Source organism: Rhizobium sp. SEMIA 4085 (assembly GCF_013004495.1).
GTDB classification, from domain to species: Bacteria; Pseudomonadota; Alphaproteobacteria; order Rhizobiales; family Rhizobiaceae; genus Rhizobium; species Rhizobium gallicum.
The window spans coordinates 1-2666 of record NZ_JABEPH010000550.1 but is presented as its reverse complement, the minus strand read 5'-3'; the positions used below and the strand labels follow the sequence as shown (position 1 = coordinate 2666).

Genomic DNA, 2666 nt, shown 5'->3' with positions numbered 1-2666 from the left:
TCGATCCGACAGAGCGCGCAACGGGGCTGGCGGGCAAGAAGGTTGTCGTATGCGACTATCCGGACGGGCGCCTGGAGATCACAGACGGGGAAGCCTCCCTGCCCTACAGAACGTTCGACATGTTACGGTCGGTGCACCGGGCGGACGTGATCGAGAACAAACGCCTAGACGACATGCTTTCGATCGTGGCCGAGCTGCAGGCCGGGCGCCAACAGCAACGCAGCAAAAGTGGGCCTCGCCGCACCGGCCAGACGGACCATATGTTCGGCATTCGCGATGGCAGCCAGAGCAATGGCTATCAGCAGCGCGGCACCAAGCCAGGACGGAAGACGGATTTTACGAAGGATCCAGTCGTTATCGCCCGACGGCAGCAGGTATTGGCGAGCCAGCTTAACACCGAGTGATGTAAGCGATCCGGATTGAAAAAGCTAAAGTATATTGTTGCACTTGAGCCCTGCGCGCCGACCGGGCTACGCAATACCGACAAGCTCCACCCGGACGGCGGCTTACCTCTGTGTATTCATCAATATAGAATATTGAAACGCCAGCAATAATGGATAGTATGATGTCGCGTTTCTAAATTGCGTACTTTGTCTCATCTTTAATTAGCTGTGACACGTGTTGTAGCGGGGTGGGTTCAAGGATGAAGTGCGACTTGCGATAGATACCAATGGGTTATCACGCGCAAGGAACGCTCATGAGACGCACCTACTCCCAGATCGAGATGGATGAACGTCGCAGGATCGCTCGCTGGCGAGCGGCCGGCCTGAGCGCCCCCGTCATCGCCGAGAAGCTCGGCCGGCATCGTTCGACGATTTTCCGCGAGCTGCGCCGCAATACGTTCGAGGATCGTGAGATGCCGGACCTCAACGGCTACTATTGCGTCACCGCCAACGAGATGGCACGTGAGCGCAGAGCCAAGCTGCGCAAGCTCGCCCGGTTCTCGCATCTGCGCCAATCGGTCATCGAGCGGATCATGCATGGCTGGTCGCCACAGCAGATCGCTGGCCGATTGCGGCTGGAGCGCCATCCGATCTCTGTCAGTTACGAGACGATCTACAAGTTCGCCTATTCCGCAGACGGCCAAGCCATCAAGCTGTGGCGGCACCTGCCGGAGCGTCGTGCGAGACGCAGACCGCGGTATGCCCGGCGGCGTCACGGTCGCCGCTTCAGCCCGGAACTCAACATCCTTCACGTCCTGATGCCGTTGCCGAGCGCAAGCAGTTCGGCCATTGGGAGTGCGATCTCATTCAGTTTCGCAAGAAGTTCGGTAAGGCCAACATGACCTCACTGGTCGAGCGTGTCAGCCGCTTTGCCGTCTTCCTGCGCAACAACGACCGGCAATCGAAGCCGATCATGGACGGGCTGATTGATGTGCTCCAAACCCTGCCCCATGCTGCTCGACGCTCCATCACCTTCGACCGGGGAACTGAGTTCAGCGAATGGCCCTATCTGCAGGCTGGCATCGGAACGCAGATATGGTTCTGCGATCCGCAATCGCCTTGGCAAAAAGGCACCGTCGAGAATACCAATGGCCGGGTCAGGAAATGGCTTTCGAGAGAGGTGGATCCACTGTCGATCACCGACCGCGACCTGAAGGACATTTGCGACCAGCTCAACGCAACGCCGCGCAAATGCCTCGGCTATCGAACGCCCGCCGAAGTCTTCCGCCAGAAACTCCTCGCGCAAATCCGGCGCACCGGTTAGCTTCTCAAAGCCCGCAGGTCGCGGTTCGCCATGAACTCACACGGCTATTTAGTAATGCGACAGTTGGGCCAGTTAGAGATGCGACAGTCTCGCCTCTCGACGCACTGGTCAAAGCCAACGTTGGGAGCAAGGATGACGATCTTCAGCCTGGTCGAGACCATGAGCGGTCGGAGTCGTCATGTCCTGTATAATCACCATGTCGCAGAAAGAATTGCATCGCCTCGAACTCATCCAGAAGATCCGTGACGAACGCCTGACTGTTGTCCAGGCGGCAGAACGGCTCGACCTCAGTCGAAGTCAGGTTCATCGGCTGCTGCAGGCCTATGACCGGGATGGGCCGGCCGGCCTTGTTTCAAAGAAGCGATCACGGCCGAGCAATCGGCGCCACAGCGAGGAATTTCGTAATGCGGCGCTGGACCTGATCCGCGAACGCTATCTGGACTTCGGTCCGACGCTGGCGCGCGAGAAGCTGATTGAGTTGCACAGGATCTCTCTCGCCAAGGAGACGCTGCGGCAATGGATGACCGAGGCCGGCATTTGGATTTCGCGTCGTGAGCGCAAGAAGCGAGTTTTCCAGCCGCGCGGCCGGCGCGACTGCTTTGGTGAACTGGTGCAGATCGACGGGTCGCATCACTGGTGGTTCGAGAACCGCGGCCCCAAATGCGCCCTGCTCGTCTATATCGATGATGCGACGGGCAAGCTCTTTCATTTGCGCTTTGCCGCCTCTGAGAACACCTTTGACTATCTGCACGCGACGAAGGCCTATTTGCAGCAATGGGGCAAGCCGATTGCGTTTTACAGTGACAAGCACGGTGTTTTTCGCAGCACGCACGCCTCGATGAAAGACCGCACGAGCGGTCTGACGCAGTTCGGCCGGGCGCTTTATGAGCTGAACATCGACATCATCTGCGCCAACACTCCGCAGGCGAAAGGCCGTGTGGAGCGGGCCAATCAGACAC

General features: G+C 58.6%; 1 protein-coding gene and 2 pseudogenes. All 3 read left to right on the top strand.

Translation table 11 applies throughout. The annotated features are described in order from the left end of the window. Nucleotides 1-404 (top strand): annotated as a pseudogene (locus tag C9413_RS30770) (ISNCY family transposase); the annotation flags it as partial. A gap of 293 nt (nucleotides 405-697) precedes the next feature. Further along, nucleotides 698-1707: pseudogene (locus tag C9413_RS30765) on the top strand (IS30 family transposase). Nucleotides 1708-1885: 178 nt separating this feature from the next. Continuing rightward, the coding region (locus C9413_RS30760; protein WP_170251379.1) for an ISNCY family transposase at nucleotides 1886-2666 on the top strand (781 nt) is incomplete at its 3' end.